A 21,321-nucleotide genomic window follows, 5' to 3' on the forward strand; every position below is an offset into this window, starting at 1 on the left:
ATATAACTTAAGTAGTTATAGTGATTTGGACTTACTCAAAAAAATTCAAAAATCTAGCTGCCAGAATCTTAGAACAGCCATTTGCAGCATCTTATCTGAGCGTGGTTATACCCCCGCTGAAATCTCGCTGTTAACCGTCGAATCGCCTTAATGTAAAAGCCCTCCATGCTGAACTGTTAAAATTGCAAATATTTTACTTAGAGCTGATGATCTTCACTCGTGATCCCAAAAGCTTTTCTCCATGCCTGAGGGCTAATGCCATATTTTTCACGAAAATTTTTTCGAAATGACACGGTATTATTAAACCCTGAAAGCTCGGTTATCTTTTCGATAGACAAATTTGTACTTTCTAAGAGTTCACAGCTTAATCTGATTCTTTCAGTATTGAGCCAATCAACTAAGGTCATGCCCGTAGCTTTCTTAAAATGCCGTGTGAACGTCCTACGTGTCATATTTGCCCGTTCAGCTAGGCCTTCAATATTATGTTGAATAGCTAAATTCTTTCTTAAAAAATCAAGTAAGAGATTAATTTGTGCATTCTGGCTCGACTTTGCCACAGGCTGTTCAATAAATTGAGCTTGTCCACCTTCACGATGAGGTGGGATCACCATTACTCTAGATACTTTATTTGCAATTTGTGCATTATAGATTTCACGTACCAAGTACAAACAGCAGTCTAATGCTGCGCCTGTTCCTGCAGAGGTTACGACTCTTTGGTCTTCTACATACAGAGCATCACGATCAAGCTGAACCTGTGGAAATCGCTCACTAAAATCTTGTTCAGCCATCCAGTGCGTAGCTGCTTTTTTATGGTCAAGTAAACCAGCATATGCCAATGCATAAGTTCCATAGCATAACCCTACAATTCTAATTCCATTCTGATATGCCCAATTGAGGCTATCAATCAGTATTGGTTCAGGTTTGTGATTAAAATCATCCCACCCTGGAATAATAATGAGATCTGACTCTTTAATGACTTCGATTCCACCATCAGGAATAATCATCATGGATTGTTCTGTTTTTACAGGCTGACCATCTATAGAAAAAATTTTAAGATCAAATAAGGGTTTATCTTCAATTTTGATATTGAAAATAATGTGGGGGATAGAGAAGTGAAATGGATTTATATTGGGATAAACGAACAATCCAATCACTGGTATAGCCATTCAACCAACCTCTCTAAAATAATGAATATAGCATATTGTCCCAATAGTTTCGATGATTGTCCTTAAGGACAATTTTTTTGTTTGATGATTTCTATCATGATTCAAGTATGACTCAATGATTGGATTTGGAACATGAATAAAATTTTAAGTCGCTCTGTTATTGTACTCTCTCTGGCCATGGCTTCAGTCCATTTATATGCGAATGATAAGGTGGTTCAGCGAGATACCTCTAAAGTGACGCATATACAAGAAATTCGCAATGCAACGATTAAAGTCACCTATGCCGATACGACTTTTTTAATTGACCCAATGTTTGCGCAAAAAGGCTTCTATGAAGGTTTTCCTGATACTCATCGTAGCTATTTACGTAATCCATTGGTCGATTTACCCGTCAAGCCTGAAACGATTTTAGAAGGTGTAGATGCGGTAATTGTGACCCATACACATTTAGATCATTGGGATGATGAAGCACAAGCCACGATTCCAAAAAATATGCCTGTTTTTGTACAAAACAAACAAGATCAAAAAACCATTCAATCACAGGGTTTTAAAGATGTCCGTGTATTAACACAAACAGCGTTTGAAGGCATTAAACTCACTAAAATTGGTGGTCAACATGGTACGGATAAAATGTATAGCAATCCTAAGCTCAAAGCTGGATTAGGTGAAGCTATGGGTATGGTATTTGAAGCGACAGGACATGAAACGGTTTATGTGGCGGGTGATACCATTTGGCGTCCTGAAGTTGATCAAGCAATTCAATCCTTTAAACCAGATGTAATTGTATTAAATACAGGTAACGCTTTGGTTAATGGCTTTAACGAGTCCATTATTATGGGCAAAGAAGATACTTATCGCGCAACTCAGAAAGCACCAAATGCTAAAGTGGTTGCTGTCCACATGGATGCCATTAACCACATGTCTGTAACACGTGCTCAGCTTGCAGAATATGTAAAAAATAAAGGTATTCAAGACAAAGTTTTAATTCCACTAGATGGTGAAACGCTTTCTTTTTAATTCAACACATCCAACTTCACTTTTAAGGCAGCATAGTGTTCATTTCCCTCAAATAAAAATGGTGAATGAATTCTATGTTGGCTAAGATATTTGAATGAGCAAATAATGAATACTGAAATCATTACCAATAAAGAGTTGGTCCAACAATTTTACGAACATTTACAAAATGAAGACTATGAAAGTGCAGCACAATTATGTCATGAAGATTTCATATTCTATTTACAACTAGATACCCCTATTCATGGCACAGATGGTTTTATTGTGTCTGAAAAAGCGAATTTTGATGCCTTCAAGGGATTTAAATTTACTGTTGAGAAGATATTCGCAGAAGATAATTACGTTGCTGTATTTATGATTTTTGATGGATGTCATTCAGAAAAGCTTATGGGTATTGAACCAACAGGGAATCGTGTTCGACTTTCTCTAATGATGCTACTTCAAATCAAAGATGGAAAGATTCTTGAAAAAAGAGCCCATTTTGATAAGGCGGATGTTTTAAGACAATTAACGACTCCTCCAATGGTTAGTTAATCTATGGCGTAAAAAACGCTTCTTTCTAATTCTGTTTTAAACAATCAGCACAAAATAAATGTTAGTTAAATAAAGGAAAAGATATGTCAAAATCAGCTTTATTAGTGATCGACTTACAAAATGAGTATCTACCTACAGGTAAATTACCATTGGTAAATATTGAACAAGCCGCTGCCAATGCAGTGAAAGTAATTGCGAAAGCCCGTCAAGACGGTACTCAAGTGATTCATGTCCAGCATATTGCGAATGCTGAATCGCCTATATTTCAACCTGACTCAAACGGTATTGAATTTCAGGACACAGTTAAGCCACAAGCAGATGAAACTGTGGTCATTAAAAATCACATCAATGCATTCTTAAACACGAATCTCAAAGAAATTTTAGATAGCAATCAAGTGACGGAGCTAGTCGTGATTGGTGCTATGAGCCATATGTGTGTTGATGCTGCTGTACGTGCTGCTTCTGACTTTGGTTATAAGGTAAGGGTTATTCATGATGCTTGTGCAACGCTAGACCTAGAATTTAATGGCGTTAAAGTACCTGCTGACCATGTTCATGCAACATTAATGGCCGCTTTTGAATTTGCATATGCTCAAGTGATATCAACTGAAGATTATGTTAGCTAAAGATTAAGATTTTCTAAAATTAACTTTATGCTAAATCTAAAATTAGACCATAAAAAGCCTGATTATTTATCAGGCTTTTTATATTGTTTGCTCATTGTACTAGACAAAATGGTAATGCTTTAAAAATAAAATATGGAATTGCATATATGTGTTTATTCGTATATAAGTATATTCAAAGATTCGATTGAGTTTGAGCAAATGACTGCTACTCCAAAAGTTAAGATTTATCACAACCCTGAATGTGGTACATCACGCAATACACTGGCGCTAATCCGTAATGCCAATATTGAACCTGAAGTGATTGAGTACCTTGTAACACCTCCATCTAAAAATGAACTGATTCAAATGATTGCGGATGCGGGTTTAACCGTGCGAGAGGCAATTCGTAAGAATGTTGCCCCTTATTCTGATCTAGAGTTGGACCGTGAGGGTTGGAGCGATGAGCAACTGCTTAACTTTATGCTTCAGCATCCGATCTTGATTAACCGCCCATTCGTGGTGACTGAATTAGGCACTCGTTTAAGTCGTCCGTCAGAACTGGTTTTAGAAATTCTGCCCCTCCCACAAAAGGGTGCTTTCACTAAAGAAGACGGTGAACAAGTGCTTGATGCAAATGGGCAGCGATTGAAATAAAAATTTCATGGATATATGTGAATATTGATATATCCATATATCATAGTGAGTGAAAGTATGGATCAAATCAATTTCTTTAAATGTTTGGCTGATGAAACGCGATTCAACATTGTCATGTTGGTTCTTGGAAATAATGAACAGTGTGTTTGTGATTTGACTGAAAAACTACAACTCAGCCAACCCAAGATTTCGCGGCACTTAGCCTTACTGCGTTCTTCGGGGCTTTTACAAGATCGACGTCAAGGGCAATGGGTGTATTACAGTCTCAATCCCAATTTACCCGCTTGGTGCTTAGACGTACTTAACACCCTTAAAAATGCCGATTTACAACCAAAAGTTGCACCATCATTTCAACAAATCAATAGTTATTGCGAGTAGAACAAGATGAAATTCCTTTTTTTGTGTACTGGAAATAGTTGCCGTAGCATCCTGTCAGAAGTGCTGTTTAATAGTCGTGCGCCTGAAGGTTGGAAAGCCTATAGCGCGGGTAGTAAGCCATCAGGACAGGTGCATCCATTGACCATTGAAACTCTGGAAAACTTAGGTCTTTCAACTGAAGGTTTGTGGAGTAAGACCATTGATGACTGTGAACAATTTCAACCTGATGTAGTGATTACGGTTTGTGATTCAGCCGCTCAGGAAGCATGTCCGCTCTATTTAGGTGGTGCAATCAAAGCACATTGGGGTTTAGCAGATCCATCACACTTGGATTTGCCGAAAGAAGAAAAACTCAAAGCATTCCAAGTCACCGTTGATCATATCAACCGCCGTTTAGATGCATTGTTGGCACTCGATACAGCGCATATGTCTCGTCCTGAGTTGATAGCTGCGATCAATCAAATTTCGCATATTGAATGAGATCATCATGGCTCAACAAAGATTATCCTTTCTAGATCGTAACCTCACGCTATGGATTTTTATTGCCATGGCGTTAGGCATTGCGATCGGTGTGTTCTTTCCGCAAGCCTCAGTGGCTTTGGATAAAATGAGTGTGGATTCAGTCAATATTCCGATTGCGATCGGTTTGATTTTGATGATGTATCCACCTTTGGCAAAAGTGGACTATGCCGCTTTGCCACAGGTATTTAAAGACAAAAAAACCTTAACTTTGTCTTTGGTACAAAACTGGCTTATCGCACCTGTTTTGATGTTTGCTTTAGCCATCATTTTTCTACATAGCTATCCTGAATACATGACCGGCTTAATCTTGATTGGATTGGCGCGCTGTATCGCCATGGTCTTGGTTTGGAATGGTTTAGCCTGTGGGGATAACCAATATGTTGCGGCATTGGTCGCCTTTAATAGTATCTTCCAGATTTTATTTTTCAGTACCTATGCTTGGCTCTTCTTGACCTTTTTACCGCCTTATTTTGGTGTTGCAGGACAAGTGATCAATGTTGATTTCTGGACCATTACCCATGCGGTATTGGTGTATTTAGGGATTCCATTTTTTCTTGGCTTTATGACCCGATTTATTTTGGTTCGTACTAAAGGTTTGGCTTGGTATCTAAATACCTTTTTACCCAAGATTAGCCCACTGAGTTTGCTGGCTTTATTGTTCACGATTGTGGCGATGTTTAGCCTTAAAGGGAACGACGTGGTGAGCTTGCCGATGGATGTCTTGCGTATTGCGATTCCATTGACCATTTACTTTATCGTAATGTTCTTCATCAGCTTCTTCATGAGCAAATGGATGGGCAATGACTATGCTAAAACCACCGCCATTTCATTTACTGCTGCGGGGAATAACTTTGAACTGGCTTTAGCTGTCGCGATTGCAACCTTTGGTTTGGCTTCACCTGTCGCTTTTACCACGGTGATTGGTCCACTGGTTGAAGTCCCCGTATTGATTGCTTTGGTGAGCGTGTCCTTGTGGCTCAGAAAAAAGTTTTTTAAAGCAGAGGTGTAATTTCTATGACTCTCCCAAATGTCGATATGAATCTTCTCGATCAACCGACTTTAGAAAAAGTACAGGCCAAAGCGCTAAATCATCCACCGCGTATTTTGCTGCTGTATGGTTCTAACCGTGAGCGTTCATACAGCCGATTGGCGGTGATGGAAGCAGGGCGTATCTTGGAGCAGTTTGGTGCGGAAGTAAAAATCTTTCATCCTAAAGGTTTACCTTTACCTGAAGATGCAGATATGGAACATCCAAAAGCCAAAGAACTGCATGAACTTTTGGCATGGTCAGAGGGCATGGTGTGGTGTTCGCCTGAACGTCATGGCTCAATGAGTTCAATCTTTAAATCGCAGATTGATTGGATTCCATTGGCTGGCGGTGCGATTCGCGCAACCCAAGGTAAGACGTTGGCCTTGATGCAGGTGAGTGGCGGTTCGCAGTCATTTAATAGCGTCAATCAAATGCGTATTTTAGGCCGCTGGATGCGTATGATCACCATTCCAAATCAATCCTCTATTCCTAAAGCTTTTTTAGAGTTTGAAGAAGATGGCAGGATGAAACCCTCAGCCTTTTATGATCGAATTGTTGATGTCATGGAGGAACTGTATAAATTCACGCTACTGACGCGAGGGCAGAGTCAGTACCTCACAGACCGCTATTCAGAGCGGAAAGAATCTGCTGAAGAATTATCTAAGCGTGTCAATCAACGTAGTTTATAAATTTTAGATGATCAAAGATATTAAAAGTATCTTGATCAATTGAGCATTTGAAAAGCTCATTTAAACGCTTGAAAATTGTATGAAATACGCCCAGTCTGTTGAGCAGGCTGGGTTTTTAATTTTGCTTATGACAATAAACAATGGGAGAGGTGCTTTGACTCAATTACAAGCAGAAGTCGATGTAGTCATTATTGGTGGTGGTCAGGCAGCCCTTGCTACAGCTTATTTCCTCAAACGTAAGAAAATTCCATTTGTTATTTTGGATGACCAAGCTCAGGCGGGCGGTGCATGGTCACATGCTTGGCAGTCGCTTCGTCTTTTTTCTCCTAATACTTGGAGTTCGTTGTCGGGTTGGATGATGCCCACAACTGAACAAACCTACCCAACGCGAAATGAAGTGATTGACTACTTATCTGCATACGAGCAACGCTATCAATTTCCGATCATTCGTCCTGTACATGTCGATCATATTGAACAAAAAGATGGCTATTTAGATGTGTATGCAGGTGATCAATATTGGCGAGCAAAAGCGGTGGTCAGTGCTACAGGGACATGGAGTCAGCCTTATATTCCACATTATGACGGACATGAGCGATTTGAAGGCTTACAAATGCATTCAGCTCATTACGTAAATCCAGAGCCTTTTATCAATAAAAAAGTGATCGTGGTTGGGGGCGGCAACTCTGGCGCACAAATTCTTGCTGAAGTCTCAAAAGTTGCAGATACCACGTGGGTCACAGTAACACCACCTCAATTTTTATCAGATGATGTTGATGGGCGTGTTTTATTTCTTCGGGCAACGGAACGATTAAAAGCACAGCAGGAAGGTAAAGTGATCAATCAGCCTGTTGGTGGTCTGGGTGATATTGTCATGATTGATAGTGTCAAAGAGGCCCGCGAACGTGGTGTATTACATAGCCGAGAACCGTTTAACGCATTTGAAGAACATTCAGTTGTCTGGGCGGATGGTACAACACAAGCCGTAGATGCTGTGATTTGGTGTACAGGGTTCAAAGCTTCACTCAATCATTTAAGAAATCTGGATGTGGTGGAACCTGATCAGACGGTTGCTGTGAATGATGGACGCTGTATAAAAGTAAATAACCTTTGGTTGGTTGGCTACGGTGAATGGACTGGTATGGCATCCGCGACACTCATTGGGGTTTCTAGAACAGCAAGAGCAACAGTAGATGAAATAGCTGCCTATTTGGCTAATGCTTAAGAGCTATAAAGCGAGCAAAAGCCTAATTTCTTATAATTAGTCATTCCAGCGAATAGTTTTTGCTTTGTGGTTTTATTGGAATATATTTTGAAATGACATCAGTTTTACACCATGAATTCTTATAACTTTATTAGGTTTTTGATAATTAAGGGTTATTTAATTTAATCTATCCAAGCCATTATCGGGGCAACAGATATACGTGGACGCTGAGCTATATCAGCATTCGGTTTTAAATCAGACATGAAAGAACCTATCGAATTGTCACCTACACGTTTAAGAACAAAGTGAGAACAAGCAAAACAGAATTTAACTATATGAAGGGTCACTATATATAGTGTAAAAAATAGCCTAAAAAAGGCAAGACATAGCCGCCAAGGTTTTGTTAACTGCCTCATAATTCTATTCTTTGCTTATCTATTCACCTGTGCAACAAGCCACAACGCTTGATTTTAGTAAATTGGTTTAAAATTTACTGTCCGCTAAAAGGCATCATGCATGATCAAGGCAGTCCTGTTTTCTGGGCTGCTTTTCTTATTGCGACTGCATCATTTTTAATCCATGTTTATTGAACGCATTCATCCTCGTTTTTTGATTGAGCATTGTCTGCAAATTGGTTATGGTAAATAGAAGATAACAATAAAGAAATGGAGACGGATATGTTAGTACTCGAAGAAGTATTTAAAAATCAAAAAGCAGAGCATTCCGAAGCCTTTAATTTGCGACTGCATCGAGGGATGAGTTGGTTTAAAAAAGCGATGCTGCTTGATGAAGATCTGGATTTAAAATTTATCAGTTTATGGATTTCATTTAATGCCATTTATGCCCGTGAAGGCATAGTTCTACAACCACAACAAGGTGTGAAGCAATTTTTAACCGCGCTGAGTCAGTTGGATCATGAACACAAGGTGGAATATGTGCTTGAGCATAAAGGTAAGCAAAGTATTCATTTAATTTTAGATAATCCTTATATTTATCAAGGATTCTGGGATTATCAGAACAATAAAATCAGTCAAGCATCTTGGAAAACTGAATTTGAAGCTGAGCAGCGCGTGGTACATCAAGCTTTACAGAGTAGAAAAACTGCGGAAATCTTAACCTTTCTGTTTGCTCGCCTAAATACTTTGCGTAATCAAATTTTACAAGGTGGGGTTAGTTATAATAGTGTGGTGAATCGACGTTATATTGCCGATGGTTGCAATATTCTATCGATGCTTATTCCAATTTTTATGTTTATTCTGTTGGAAAATGCCGAGCAACTAGATACGGAAAAACCATTCTATCCAGTCATGCAGGTATCTTAACAAGTTTACATTGCATGAGTCGATGCGATGGTAAAGATGCGTTCGGCTCATGCAAACCTGCTTAAGGCTGAAAAGTTTCACGTGGATTGAGCGGTTTGTTATAGCTGAGAAAATCGATTAAGGCGAAGACAATCGCAGCCACAACCAACAAGATGCCCATCAGACAACTCATGCTCCAACCACCATGATGCCAAGCATAAACGCCTAATGCTGAACCACAGGCTCCACCAATAAAATACATGGTCATATAAATGGAGTTAATGCGAGATTTGGCATCTGGGCGAATGCGGAAAATAATATTCTGATTGCTACTATGCACCACCGCCAAGCCTAAATTAATTAAGCCATAGCCTAAAATATAACTGATGAGGCTATGTCCACCTAAATATAGAAAGTACCAACTGACGGCCATAACGGCACAACCTGACCAAGTGAGCACAGTGGTATAGCCTTGATCCGCTAATTTTCCGACATATTGTGTAGACAGTGCTCCAAATACGCCAATCAGTGGAATCACCCCGACCAGTACATCAGGTAATTGATAGGTTTTAGAGGTGAGCAACAGTGCGATGGTTGAAAATAAAATGCTCATGGCGGCAAAGACAAAGCCACCAATTAAAGAACGTAATATAAGACGACGTTCTTGCTGCAACAATACGCCCATCGACTTAAAGACTTGGGGATAGCTCATTTTAAACGACATCACATAAGGTAAACGTGATTTCAGTAAAAAAGCCAAGATGAGAGTGAAGACACCGCTTAGTGCATAAATTAGTTTCCAGTGAAAGAGGTTGGACACGAGCCCCGCTAAACTGGTCGAAAGTAATAAGCCAACCAATAAACCACTCATAAGGAAACCAATCACTTCACCTGTTTTTTCAGGTTTTACCGCCATGGTTGCTAATGGAATCAGTACTTGGGCTGCGACGGAAAATAATCCGACGATACTGGTGCCTAACCACAGCATAGGCAGGTTGATGGCAAAGGCACAAATAAATAAACCGATTGCAGCGAAGAACATGAGCAACGGAATAAATTTGGTTTTATTGACCATGTCTCCAATTGGAACAATCAGCAATAACCCCAGCGCATAAGACACTTGGGCAAAAGTAACGGTTAAGGCCACTTGTGACTCAGGCACATTAAAATATTGTTGAATCGAATGAATGAGAGGTTGGCAATAATAGTTCGCACCGGCACAAAGACCACAAGCAACTGCCATGAGCCACAGTAGCGGTTTGTCTTGGCTAATATCACGTGGAGAATTCATAAAGTTCCTTGGCTTGTTCGGTTAATTGCAATAAGCGGTTGCTTCAATTTCAATCAGCATTCCTGGTATGGCAAGACACGGAACAGGAATCAGTGTGCAGGCAGGAAAGTCATGTTGTTTCCAGCGCTTGTGTATTTCCTGAATTAAAAACTGATGTTTCTTGGGGCTATGGTCAACCACTAGAATTCTTAAAACAGCAATATCTAAAAATGAAGCATCGGCATGTACAAGTGCATGCTCTAAATTGCTCATGGCTTGACACAATTGCTCTGCAAAATCTTGAGATAAATGTCCTCGTTGGTTTTCACCACCTTGTCCTGAAATGTGAAGTATACGTGAAAAGTGTCTAACTTCAGCTATGTGACTATAGGCAAAAGGGCGCGGATTATAAAGTGTTTTTGGATTCATCAACTCAAATGGAACATGAGATACGCCGTGTTGCATAAAAAATTCTGCCTGTGATTGATTTTTTGTTAGTATCAAAGCTCAAGTTAACTTGAGGTCAAGCTTTTATGGAAGAAAATCAGCAAATAATGTCATCAGCACAGCAGTGGTTGAGTATTGGTGATTTGGCAAAGCGCAGTGATGTCAGTGTTGCTGCTGTGCGCTTTTATGAAGAAAAAGAACTGATTTGGAGTGCGCGAACTTCGGGCAATCAACGCCGTTATCAGCGTTCTATGCTAAGACGTATTGCCATTATTAAAGCCGCACAGCAAGTCGGAATTTCATTGCAACAAGTCAAGGTTGCCTTTTCAGCATTACCGAAACAAGGAAATGCCACCAAGCAAGATTGGCAGCAAATGTCACAGCAATGGCAAACCCAGTTAGATCAGCAGATTGTGCATTTATTACAATTGCGACAACAACTGGATTGGTGTATTGGTTGTGGTTGCTTATCCCTAGAGCAATGCCCACTGCGTAACCCAAATGATGTATTGGCTGAAACCTCCGCTGGGGCACATTTTCACGAGCTATTATTGAAGATGAATAGTGAAAATACTGAATGCTCCCTTTCTCCAAAGGATGATGCTTTTCAGTGAAAACCTTTCACAATTATTGGTGCTAGTAGGTATTAGTTAGCAAGCTTTTTCTTGGATAAGGTGATCATCATAATTCCGACAATATTGAGTAAACACCCGATCCATTGCCAAAAATTCAAATGTTCATTTAAAAAAGCGACTGCCAATAAAATGGTTAGGATAGGACCAATCGATGCAATCATGGCAGATTGAGCCGCTCCAAGCCGTGCAATACTTTGCATCAGTAATACGGTAGGAACGACGGTGACAAAAAAGCCCAATGCCAAGCCATACCCAAGTACGCCAACAGGGAGTTGTTGTAGCAATAAAATCGGATGGGGAGTGACCCAAAAAAATTGTACCAGTGTGCCAAGGCAAGCCGTACTTAAAGCCAGACCTGTAAAGTTCCATGATCCAAATTTTTGAATCAACGGGGGAGTCAGCAATAGATAAGCTGCGAAAGCAATCGCACTGGCAAAAACAAGGCTGGCTCCGAGCCAGAAATGTTCTTGAACAGGCGCATGCTGTTGTTCCTGAAGCATGACCAAAACGGTCCCTCCGTAACTGAGCACAATGGCGAGCATACTTTTGAGTGAAAGTTTTTGCCGATACAAGACGCAAGAAGCCAATACCGTTAAAGTGGGGTAGAGGAATAAAATAATGCGTTCTAAAGACGCACTGATATACATTAAACCTAAAAAGTCCAACCAACTGGCAAAGTAGTACCCCATTAGGCCTGCAACCATGAGCAGTCCCCAATCTTTTGCTTGTAAACCTTTGCTCTTTTCCCGATTGAACCAGCAGATGAGTAAAAAGAACGGTAAGGCACAGGCCATACGAATCGCCATCAAGAGCGTGGCATCCACCAGTGGAGATAGGGCATAAGCTTGTTTGATAAAAATCGCTTTGCTACTAAATAAAAAAGCCGCACCAATAGCAAACAAACTGCCGAGTTGGCTGCGAGATAAAGAGAGATTCATGAAAATATAACTTTTTAAAAGATAGGATTGCGACCGATATGCAGTATAGGCTTTTGGTCAGGAAGAGAAAAATGCAAAAAATGATCAATTGTCATACTTTTTGGAATGAAATAAATAAAAATACATATGTCAAAGTTATATGAATGCTAGGTGATTTTCTTTAAGTCTTTAAAAAATATTTAAGTATTTGTTTATTTGGCGAGGACTTTCTACAGATTCATTGCAATGATGACTGGACTGAAAGATGACGGTCATGTGATGTGAATAATAAACGACCTAAAATAGTGCAAAACATGTCGAATGAAACATATTGCATCATCAGATTAAATGATTTGAAAAGTTTTTTTTAATTAGATTTTCTGCATTATCCGACTTTGGTCATATTTCATGATTATGCTGAAAATAGTTGTTGATTTAAATAAAGCGAGATTGAGTTGAATTTTGACTTGAGATATTTCTGGAAGAAGTTTCGAATTGAATTCATCGCATTTGGGCGAATGGAAGACGAAATAAATGGTCATCTTGGTCAACTTCGCAGCTAAAAACTAAAAAAATGCCTGAACTTTGTATAGCCTCAGGACTATTTTCTTCACACGGGATTCAAGGGGAATTTTGTCAGAAAAACCAATCCGTTTGATTAAATCACTATGGTTTTAAAAAAAGCAACGAGATTCTGACCCATAAAATAAAACACTCACCAATTGAATAGCGATTCAACACCGCAATGTTCTAGGCAAAACCGGTGAATGATATATCGAACAATTCTTTTTATGAATCATCAGTTCAAAATGAGGGTATTTATTAAATAAATATTGGGTGGTAATTTAAAAAAGTTCAATTAGAATCCAAAATTCAACAAGAACACATCCAGAGGGAACATCGTTTCTAACGGTGTTTGCTAGATAGAGAAAATTAGCTTGAGGAACGCTCATGCAGATCGGAATCCCTACCGAAACTGTCGTCGGTGAAAATCGTGTAGCTGCTACGCCAGAGACAGTAAAGAAATTGATCAACGCTGGTCATAGTGTGGTCATTCAACGTGGCGCTGGTGTAAAGGCTGCTTATATTGACAGTGCTTATGAACAAGTCGGTGCTAAAATTACAGAAGATGCCTATATTGGCAGTCAGATGATTTTGAAAGTTCGCGCCCCTAAGGGTGAGGAAATTCAAAAGTTAGAGCCAAACACCACTGTTGTGGCAATGTTTGACCCTTACCGCAATACCGAATTAGATCAATTTGCATCACAAAACGTGTCTGCATTTGCATTGGAATTATTGCCTCGTACTTTATCTCGTGCGCAAAACATGGATGTATTGTCTTCTCAAGCCAACCTTGCAGGTTATAAATCTGTGCTTTTGGCAGCCGCAGAATATCAACGTATGTTCCCAATGTTAATGACCGCTGCAGGTACTGTTAAACCAGCTCGTATCGTGATTATGGGTGTGGGTGTTGCTGGTTTACAGGCCATTGCGACTGCAAAACGCTTAGGTGCTATTGTGGAAGCGACAGATTTACGTCCAACTGCAAAAGACCAAGTAGAATCTTTGGGGGGCAAGTGGTTAGACGTCCCTATGTCTGATGAAGAAAAGCAAAAAGCTGCCGATGCTGCCAAGAATGGTTATGGCTGGATGCCTGGTGAACAGTACATTAAAGATCAAGCTGCGATTGTGGATAAGGCGGTATCGAATGCAGATATTGTGATTACCACTGCATTATTGCCAGGTCGTGATGCACCTCGTCTTATCCGTGCTGAAACGGTAGCTAAAATGAAACCAGGTTCGGTCATTTTAGATATGGCAGTTGAAACTGGCGGTAATGTTGAAGGTTCTAAAGAAGGCGAAACAGTGATGACTGAAAATGGTGTGAAAATTTTGGGTGTTCCAAATATTCCATCTACAGTGTCGACGGAAGCTTCAGCACTTTATGCACGTAACGTTTTCAATTTTGTCGAAACATTGTTTGATAAAGATAAAAACTTTGTCCTAAATCAAGAAGATGAAATTCAAAAAGCCCTATTGGTCACTCATGGCAGCCAAGTGCTGTTGAAGCGTGCGTAAGGAGATTTCTCATGGTTGAAACAATTACTATTTTTGTCCTTGCCATCTTCGTAGGTTATTACGTGGTGTGGGGCGTTACGCCAGCATTACATACACCACTTATGGCAGTAACCAATGCGTTGTCGTCCATTATTGTGGTGGGTGCAATGATTCAAACTGTAGGGATTCCTGCAATTGGTGTGGATGCGAATGTTGCATTCCAAAGTGTGAATGTGGTGAGCATCTTGGGTGCAGTTGCCGTGTTCTTAGCAAGTATCAATATTTTCGGTGGCTTTGCTGTAACCGCACGTATGCTTGAAATGTTTAAGCCAAAGCAAAAGAAAAAAGAGGGCTAATATATGGAATTCATTCGAGACTATGCGGATTGGTTCTACCTGATTGGTGCTGTCCTCTTTATCTTAACTTTACGTGGTTTGTCTGGTCCAAAAACGGCGATTCAAGGTAACCGTTATGGCATGATCGCAATGGCGATTGCTGTTGTGACCACCTTCTTCGTGGCCGACCATCCTGTGATTTGGATGATTGGTGGTGCAATGGTGCTCGGTGCAGTCGTAGGTATTGCTCGTGCACGGACTGTCCCAATGACACAAATGCCTGAAACAGTGGCATTGATGCACTCATTGGTGGGCTTGGCTGCGGTATTGATTGCGATTGCGGCAATCCTGCATAACAACCAATTAACAGCATTGTTTGCTGAAAATGAAGCTGCATTAACTGCTGCGGGTGTGCAACATGCCCACATGAGCAAAGTTCATTTATTTGAATTGTTCGTGGGTTGTTTTGTGGGTGCAATCACCTTTACTGCATCTGTATTTGCTTATGGTAAATTGGCTGCAAAGAAATGGGCAAAAACCATTTCGGGTGCATGGGTTAAACCTGTACAAGCATTGATTTTCCTTGCAATGTTGGCGTGTGGTGTGTACTTCTTCACGACAGGCAACATGACTGCATTCTGGGCAATGACGGCACTTGCACTTGCATTTGGCTGGGTGTGGATTGCACCAGTGGGTGGCGGTGATATGCCAGTTGTGGTCTCACTGTTGAACTCTTTCTCTGGTTGGGCAGCAGCAGGTATTGGTTTCACACTTGAAAACAATATGTTGATCGTTGCGGGTTCATTGGTGGGTTCTTCTGGTGCGATTCTGTCTTACATCATGTGTAAAGCGATGAACCGTTCAATCATCAATGTATTGTTCGGTGGTGCAATGGGCGGTGCAGCAGTTGCATCGGCAGATAAAGGTGAACAAGTTCAACGTAACCACCGTTCTGGTTCGGCAGATGATGCAGGCTTCCTGATGTCAAATGCAGACAGCGTTGTGATTGTACCAGGTTATGGTATGGCGCAAGGTCGTGCACAGAATGCAGTGAAAGAGTTATGTGAAATCTTGAAAGAGCAGGGCGTAAAAGTTCGCTTCGCGATTCACCCAGTTGCAGGTCGTATGCCGGGTCACATGAACGTCCTTTTGGCTGAAGCTGACGTGGCTTATGAAGACATCTTAGAGATGGATGAGATTAACTCAGACTTCCCAGCAACGGATGTGGTGCTTGTGATTGGTGCGAACGACGTGGTAAACCCTGCGGCGAAAGACGATCCAACATCTCCAATCTATGGTATGCCAATTTTGGAAGCACATAAAGCGCGTACCATTATGGTGATCAAGCGTTCTATGGCAACGGGTTATGCAGGCTTAGACAACGATTTGTTCTACAATGAAAAAACCATGATGGTCTTTGGTGATGCGAAGAAAGTTGTGGAAGATATGACCAAAGCCATTAATGGTGGCGGACACTAAATGAGACTCTCAAGTCCCTCTTTTATAAAAGGGATTTAGTGAGATTCAAAACCACCCTTCGGGGTGGTTTTTATTTTTGAAGTTGATTAAGTATCCAAAAATAAAAAATTTTATGAATCATTTAAGATTTGATCTAAAGTCACAAAGTTTAAAGTATTACATTTGTCAAAATATCATCAAAAATGAGTGGAAACTGTCAAAATATTTGTATGGCATGACTGATATATGTGGTTGGGTGTGATGATTTATCGAACTCTCTCATAGTTATAAATCAGGTATGCAAAATCAGTTGGTGGAGGTGGTGTATGTTATTTATTGCTACGTATACTGTCCGCTCAGAAAATCGTAATGCTGCAATGGAGCGTTTTCTTCAGAGCGGAGGAAAAGTACCTGTAGGTATAAAAATGCTCGGAAGATGGCACACTGTTGCACAGTTATCAGGCTTTGCAGTCATTGAAGCGGATGATGCAGAATTGATACAGCAGTGGGTTATGGAGTGGAATGATATTCTTTCTATGGAATTGTTCCCTGCTTTAACAGATGAACAAGTTGGACCACTTATGTTTGCTGCACTTGCGAAGAAAGAGGTTGTAGGGTAATACAGTTATCGATATGTATTGAATTTGCCTTACACAGTATTACAGCTTACTAAGATCTCCAAAAAATTGGAAACCACCCTTCGGGGTGGTTTTTTTATGTTTGTTTCTAGCATCGGCGTGAACAGCAATCAAAATACAGGATAAAACCTGTACACAGCTAAATAAAAGCACAGTCATATAGCAGGGCTAGTTCAGCACTTCATAGAAAATATGTGTTGTGCTTGGCACTGATTTTGCATTTTGTGAACAGACTTCGGGGGAATGTTCATGAAAAAAATAATTTATTTACTTTTACTAGGTTTATGGGGGGTTACTACTACAGGCTTTGCTGCTGATGTGGTAACCACGCAAGCACAAAATATCCAAGAAATTCGACTTTCACTCGACAGTGTTTGGGTAGTGATGGGCGGGATTTTGGTGTTTTTTATGCAAGCTGGTTTTGCTTTGGTTGAAAGTGGCTCTGTACGCGGAAAAAACACGGTTAATGTCCTGATGAAAAACTACATGGATGCCTGTTTGGGCGGCTTAGTGTTTTGGTTAATTGGTTTTGGTTTGATGTTTGGCATTAATACCACAGGGTGGTTTGGTGCAAGTCATTTTGCCCCCAATCATTTGGATGATTGGCATTGGAACTTATTGTTCTTCCAAATGATGTTTGCGGCAACTGCAACCACCATTGCCAGCGGTGCTATGGCAGAACGAATTCACTTTGTTGCCTATGTGGTGAGTGCAGCATTTGTGAGTGGGTTAATTTACCCTGTGTTTGGAAGTTGGGCATGGGGCAGTCTGTTTGAAGGTGAGGGCTGGTTAAAGTCATTGGGTTTTATTGATTTTGCAGGTTCAACTGTTGTGCATTCCATTGGGGGGTGGGTCGCGTTAGCAGGGATTGTGGTCTTAGGTCCTCGCTTAGGGCGCTTCGGTCGTAATGGACAGTCGCATTATTTGGCGGGACATAATGTACCGCTGGTGGCATTGGGTGGTTTTATTTTATGGCTAGCATGGTTTGGCTTTAATGCAGCTTCGACGGTCAATGCGACGGTGAGTATTGGGCGTATTGCCTTGAATACGCACCTTGCTGCTTGTGCAGCAGCAGTGGCCTACATGTTTTATGCACTACTACGTGGAAAAGCGATTCTGATCCGCACCACCATTAATGCATCTTTAGGGGGCTTAGTTGCGATTACCGCAGGTTGCGCAACAATGACGCCATTGTTTGCAATTGTGACGGGATTGACGGCAGGCTTGGTGGTGAGTGTTATGCCAGTTTTGATTGAAAAGTTGAAGTTGGATGATGTCGTGGATGCTGTGACAGTGCATGGCTTTTGTGGAGCATGGGGAACTATCGCAGCAGGTTTGTTTTATGAAGCGAGTCCATTTAATTCACAAATTATTTCAATTCAATTTTTAGGTGTCATTGCTGGTTTTGTTTGGGGTTTTGGGGTGGCCTTTGTGGTGTTTAAAGTACTTGAAAAAGTATTGGGTAGCTTACGTGTCAGTAAGCAGCATGAGCAGCGCGGACTTGACTATACCGAACATGCAGAATTGTCTTATCCGGAGTTTCAACGCGATGTAACTTTTGAAACCGATGGAATGACTAAACGTCATTAAGGAGTGTTGAGCATGCCAAATGAATTACTCACCATAGGACAAAAAAGAACAGCGATTGAGCGTGGTTTAAGCCAATATTTGAAGGGAACCGCTTTAGAGCGAGTTCTGAGTTATTGGGAGCAAGAATATGGAGATAAGCCTTCTTTTGTACTCAATCGCTTTTTAAGCGAAGTATGTAATACGGACGAACTGCGCTTTTACCGTAAGGATATGTTGCGCCAAGTTTTATTCGAAATTGCTGAAGTCGAAAAACAGGTTTTACTTCAAGTCAAACCTCAGGAAAAACAAGAGGCTTTGGTGTCAGGACAATTGAGTGATGCCTTTGCGCAATTTGTAGGATGTGTAGTGAAAGCTGTGGCTCAGACAGATTTTTCGGACTTTGATCAGGATGTGAAAGTACGATTGACGGATCTGGGGTATGCGGTAGTAGAACAAGCTGCAATACATGACGTTGAGTTTATTAGTGATTTGCCGATTATGAGTTATTCTCAGGTGATTACAGCAATTTACGAAGTTTATTGTGAATTTTATGGGCCGATCAAAGCAGACTTCGTTTTTGCACGTGCAAAAGAACAAACTAAACAACAATTTATGGATGTTGATTTGCATCAACTGATTTAAGCTGTTGACTTAAATTTGGCTAACAAAAAAGCCAGTTAATTTAAAGATTAACTGGCTTTTGTAGACCATGTTGGTCATTTTTCTTATGCTACAGATTCTGGAGCTGTACGCCATAAGCTTTCTAGGTCGTAAAATTTACGTGCAGTCGGTAACATGACATGAACCACGATGAGTCCAAGGTCAACAAGGATCCATTCTGCATCACGTTCACCTTCAACGCCGATTGGGCGGAAGCCAGCTTTACGCGCTTCTTCAGCCACATTGTCGGCAAGTGCTTTCACGTGACGAGTTGATGTACCACTTGCAATCACAATCGCATCTGCGACATTGCTAATGCTGCTAACATCAAGTTCGATAATATCTTTTGCTTTTACATCTAATAGAGCTTCATGTACAACTTTTAAGCAAGCTTGCACATCTTGAGCTTGAGAATTCATTGCGAGATCGAGAGAATTAGAAGCGCTGGGCGATGGTTCTAAATTCATAAAGGGTCATAATTCCTGACAATAACTCATGCTCTAATATAGCGGTTTTATCACCAAATTTCAATTGTCTGTTTTTTAACTTTGTGGATGCTCAGCAAAGTACTTGTTTTTCCATGCAAATGAATGGTTCGAGTGGGCCTGTGGGCGATATTCGGCAGCAATAAAACCCGCGTAATCACTGTGGCTTAACCAATCAAAAATTTCTTTAAAGTGAATTTGTGCGGTGTCGGGTTCATGTCGCCCTGGGCAATCTGCAAATTGAATATGTCCAATTTCTAAAATATTTTCTTTCAATTCTTCTAGTACATTTTCACCCATCATTGCCATGTGGTAGCAATCGTATTGCATTTTTAGTGCGGGATGTTGAACTGCTTCCAGAATCTCTTGAGCTTGTGCAACATTTTGAATGAGGAAGCGCGGCATATCTGTGCCATTAATCATTTCAAACACAGGTTGAATATGATGTTCTGCCAACATAAAGCAAGCGAGCTTTAAGTTTTTGGCTAAAGTATTTAGGCAAGGCAATAAGTCACAATCGAGTGGTTGTTTACCCGCTAAAATGTTGACGCTCGGTACTTTTAACGCAACGGCATATTGAATTGCTAGTTCGAGTGCTTGGTGAAATTCTAGCTCTCGTCCAGGAATACCTGCCAAACCATTGCCACCTTGCATGAGGTCTCCAACAGGCACATTAATCAGGCATAAACTTAAATCGTGCTGGATCAGTTGGTTTTGAATTTCAGCAATACTGAGTTCATAAGGGAATTGAATTTCAATATGCTTAAAGCCATGAGCATAAGCCAGTGCAAAACGTTCGATGAGTGGCACTTCAGTAAAGATCATGGAAAGATTCACTGCGAGTTTAGTCATGAGCTTGCTCCTGCATTATTATTCTGTTTCAACATGTTGAATTACAGTGGCTAAATCTGATTCAGCATAGCCTTTATTCTGGTGCGCCTGCAATTCCGATAATGCTTTTTTTGCAACTGGAATATCTAATTGGAATTTTTTAGCCAACTGCACAGCATTATTTAAATCTTTTGATAAAGTCTGCACCTTCCATTGTACAGGTTCAAACTGATGATTGGCCATTCTTGGTGTTAAAATTTGAAACGGCTTTGAATCAGCAAATCCACCTGCCAATGCTGGAGCAAGCAGGGTCGTATCGACACCCGCTTGACGCGCTAAGGCAACTGCTTCTGCTATTAAGGTGCTACTTGCTGCGACAATTAATTGGTTGCAAATTTTGGTGGCTTGGCCTGTCCCTGTCTCTCCCATGCGTGTAACGCGTTGCGAAAGTACATTATAAATCAGACTTAAGCTTTGAATGATTTCGGCATTGCCCCCTGCAAAAATCACCAATGTGCCTTGTTCCGCACCCGCTGTCCCGCCAGAAACAGGTGAGTCAATCCAATGCACATTATCTTGTTGTGCTAATAATGCCAGTGTCTTGGTTTTATCCACAGATAAGCTTGAGAAATCCACAATTACTTGATTTGCAGTCCAGAATGGCTGAATTTTTTCAATCACCTGTTGTGCAGCAGAATCATCTGAGAGACAGGTTAAGATGACGGGATAGTCTGCAATGTTTTCCAGTTTTAGCGCAGTTGCACCTAAATCAATGAGCACATCACAGGCAGTTGCGGTTCTGTTCCATACAGCCACTTCAAATCCAGCTTGAAGTAATCGGGTGGCCATACGGCTGCCCATGAGTCCCATACCTAGAAATGCAATTTTTGTATTACGATCAAAACTCATTGGAATCTCTCTATC

General features: G+C 40.7%; 24 protein-coding genes. 17 read left to right on the plus strand and 7 right to left on the minus strand.

All coding sequences use genetic code 11. The features are described from left to right. Positions 1-197: 197 nt before the first annotated feature. The gene (locus DCO44_RS09445) at positions 198-1,166 is read right to left on the minus strand and encodes a GlxA family transcriptional regulator (protein WP_116761307.1); all 969 of its coding nucleotides are present in this window, start codon (positions 1,164-1,166) and stop codon (positions 198-200) included. A gap of 132 nt (positions 1,167-1,298) precedes the next feature. Here DCO44_RS09445 and DCO44_RS09450 point away from each other — a divergent pair, with 132 nt between their 5' ends. The 10 genes from DCO44_RS09450 (at position 1,299) to DCO44_RS09495 (ending at position 9,115) form a co-directional block, all read left to right on the plus strand. Further along, positions 1,299-2,183: an MBL fold metallo-hydrolase gene (locus DCO44_RS09450; RefSeq protein WP_116761309.1), complete on the plus strand. Its 885-nt coding sequence runs from the start codon at positions 1,299-1,301 to the stop codon at positions 2,181-2,183. A 105-nt stretch (positions 2,184-2,288) separates the two neighbouring features. After that, complete coding sequence (locus DCO44_RS09455; protein ID WP_116761311.1) at positions 2,289-2,714, plus strand: ester cyclase; 426 nt, start codon at positions 2,289-2,291, stop codon at positions 2,712-2,714. 83 nt (positions 2,715-2,797) lie between these two features. Then, complete coding sequence (locus DCO44_RS09460; RefSeq protein ID WP_116761312.1) at positions 2,798-3,340, plus strand: cysteine hydrolase family protein; 543 nt, start codon at positions 2,798-2,800, stop codon at positions 3,338-3,340. A 198-nt stretch (positions 3,341-3,538) separates the two neighbouring features. Continuing rightward, a complete protein-coding gene (gene arsC, locus DCO44_RS09465; protein ID WP_116761314.1) occupies positions 3,539-3,973 on the plus strand; it encodes an arsenate reductase (glutaredoxin) in 435 nt (144 codons plus the stop codon). A gap of 57 nt (positions 3,974-4,030) precedes the next feature. Next, the gene (locus DCO44_RS09470) at positions 4,031-4,351 is read left to right on the plus strand and encodes a metalloregulator ArsR/SmtB family transcription factor (RefSeq protein ID WP_116761316.1); all 321 of its coding nucleotides are present in this window, start codon (positions 4,031-4,033) and stop codon (positions 4,349-4,351) included. A gap of 6 nt (positions 4,352-4,357) precedes the next feature. Beyond that, on the plus strand, positions 4,358-4,831 hold the full coding sequence (locus DCO44_RS09475; RefSeq protein WP_005005946.1) for an arsenate reductase ArsC: 474 nt from the start codon (positions 4,358-4,360) through the stop codon (positions 4,829-4,831). Positions 4,832-4,838: 7 nt separating this feature from the next. After that, positions 4,839-5,882 (plus strand): ACR3 family arsenite efflux transporter, encoded by a 1,044-nt coding sequence (gene arsB, locus DCO44_RS09480; protein WP_116761318.1) that lies wholly within the window; start codon positions 4,839-4,841, stop codon positions 5,880-5,882. A gap of 5 nt (positions 5,883-5,887) precedes the next feature. Beyond that, entirely contained in the window at positions 5,888-6,592 is a 705-nt protein-coding gene (gene arsH / locus DCO44_RS09485; RefSeq protein WP_116761320.1) for an arsenical resistance protein ArsH, read from the plus strand. A gap of 154 nt (positions 6,593-6,746) precedes the next feature. Continuing rightward, positions 6,747-7,814, plus strand: coding sequence for an ArsO family NAD(P)H-dependent flavin-containing monooxygenase (locus DCO44_RS09490; RefSeq protein ID WP_116761435.1), 1,068 nt, complete (start codon positions 6,747-6,749; stop codon positions 7,812-7,814). Between the two features lie 656 nt (positions 7,815-8,470). Next, positions 8,471-9,115, plus strand: a complete 645-nt coding sequence (locus DCO44_RS09495) for a HEPN domain-containing protein (RefSeq protein ID WP_116761322.1) — start codon at positions 8,471-8,473, stop codon at positions 9,113-9,115. A 61-nt stretch (positions 9,116-9,176) separates the two neighbouring features. Here the strand turns inward: DCO44_RS09495 and DCO44_RS09500 are convergent, their stop codons facing one another. Both DCO44_RS09500 and DCO44_RS09505 read right to left on the minus strand, forming a co-directional pair. Further along, on the minus strand, positions 9,177-10,385 hold the full coding sequence (locus DCO44_RS09500; protein ID WP_116761324.1) for an MFS transporter: 1,209 nt from the start codon (positions 10,383-10,385) through the stop codon (positions 9,177-9,179). 21 nt (positions 10,386-10,406) lie between these two features. Further along, entirely contained in the window at positions 10,407-10,829 is a 423-nt protein-coding gene (locus DCO44_RS09505) for a RidA family protein (protein WP_116761326.1), read from the minus strand. 68 nt (positions 10,830-10,897) lie between these two features. On the opposite strand from DCO44_RS09505, the gene soxR reads away from it, so the two are divergent. Further along, positions 10,898-11,425 (plus strand): redox-sensitive transcriptional activator SoxR, encoded by a 528-nt coding sequence (soxR, locus tag DCO44_RS09510; RefSeq protein ID WP_228157537.1) that lies wholly within the window; start codon positions 10,898-10,900, stop codon positions 11,423-11,425. A gap of 32 nt (positions 11,426-11,457) precedes the next feature. Here soxR and DCO44_RS09515 read toward each other — a convergent pair whose 3' ends face one another. Continuing rightward, on the minus strand, positions 11,458-12,384 hold the full coding sequence (locus DCO44_RS09515) for a DMT family transporter (RefSeq protein WP_116761328.1): 927 nt from the start codon (positions 12,382-12,384) through the stop codon (positions 11,458-11,460). A 930-nt stretch (positions 12,385-13,314) separates the two neighbouring features. On the opposite strand from DCO44_RS09515, the gene DCO44_RS09525 reads away from it, so the two are divergent. The 6 genes from DCO44_RS09525 to DCO44_RS09550 all read left to right on the plus strand — a co-directional run bounded on the left by DCO44_RS09525 (position 13,315) and on the right by DCO44_RS09550 (position 19,063). Then, positions 13,315-14,442: a Re/Si-specific NAD(P)(+) transhydrogenase subunit alpha gene (locus DCO44_RS09525; RefSeq protein WP_116761330.1), complete on the plus strand. Its 1,128-nt coding sequence runs from the start codon at positions 13,315-13,317 to the stop codon at positions 14,440-14,442. Between the two features lie 11 nt (positions 14,443-14,453). Continuing rightward, positions 14,454-14,777, plus strand: coding sequence for a proton-translocating transhydrogenase family protein (locus DCO44_RS09530; protein WP_116761332.1), 324 nt, complete (start codon positions 14,454-14,456; stop codon positions 14,775-14,777). A 3-nt stretch (positions 14,778-14,780) separates the two neighbouring features. Next, the gene (locus tag DCO44_RS09535) at positions 14,781-16,235 is read left to right on the plus strand and encodes an NAD(P)(+) transhydrogenase (Re/Si-specific) subunit beta (protein ID WP_116761334.1); all 1,455 of its coding nucleotides are present in this window, start codon (positions 14,781-14,783) and stop codon (positions 16,233-16,235) included. Between the two features lie 305 nt (positions 16,236-16,540). Next, the gene (locus DCO44_RS09540) at positions 16,541-16,834 is read left to right on the plus strand and encodes a DUF3303 domain-containing protein (protein ID WP_116761336.1); all 294 of its coding nucleotides are present in this window, start codon (positions 16,541-16,543) and stop codon (positions 16,832-16,834) included. A gap of 267 nt (positions 16,835-17,101) precedes the next feature. Next, the gene (locus DCO44_RS09545; RefSeq protein WP_116761338.1) at positions 17,102-18,442 is read left to right on the plus strand and encodes an ammonium transporter; all 1,341 of its coding nucleotides are present in this window, start codon (positions 17,102-17,104) and stop codon (positions 18,440-18,442) included. 12 nt (positions 18,443-18,454) lie between these two features. Continuing rightward, positions 18,455-19,063 (plus strand): hypothetical protein, encoded by a 609-nt coding sequence (locus DCO44_RS09550; RefSeq protein WP_116761341.1) that lies wholly within the window; start codon positions 18,455-18,457, stop codon positions 19,061-19,063. Positions 19,064-19,146: 83 nt separating this feature from the next. Here the strand turns inward: DCO44_RS09550 and rsfS are convergent, their stop codons facing one another. The 3 genes from rsfS to DCO44_RS09565 form a co-directional block, all read right to left on the minus strand. Next, on the minus strand, positions 19,147-19,548 hold the full coding sequence (rsfS, locus tag DCO44_RS09555) for a ribosome silencing factor (protein WP_116761343.1): 402 nt from the start codon (positions 19,546-19,548) through the stop codon (positions 19,147-19,149). A gap of 75 nt (positions 19,549-19,623) precedes the next feature. After that, entirely contained in the window at positions 19,624-20,418 is a 795-nt protein-coding gene (locus DCO44_RS09560) for a hydroxypyruvate isomerase family protein (RefSeq protein ID WP_116761345.1), read from the minus strand. Between the two features lie 18 nt (positions 20,419-20,436). Beyond that, positions 20,437-21,306: an NAD(P)-dependent oxidoreductase gene (locus DCO44_RS09565; RefSeq protein ID WP_116761347.1), complete on the minus strand. Its 870-nt coding sequence runs from the start codon at positions 21,304-21,306 to the stop codon at positions 20,437-20,439. Positions 21,307-21,321: the final 15 nt, after the last annotated feature.

Origin of the sequence: Acinetobacter sp. AM (assembly GCF_003105055.1) — a bacterium.
Lineage (GTDB): Bacteria > Pseudomonadota > Gammaproteobacteria > Pseudomonadales > Moraxellaceae > Acinetobacter > Acinetobacter tibetensis.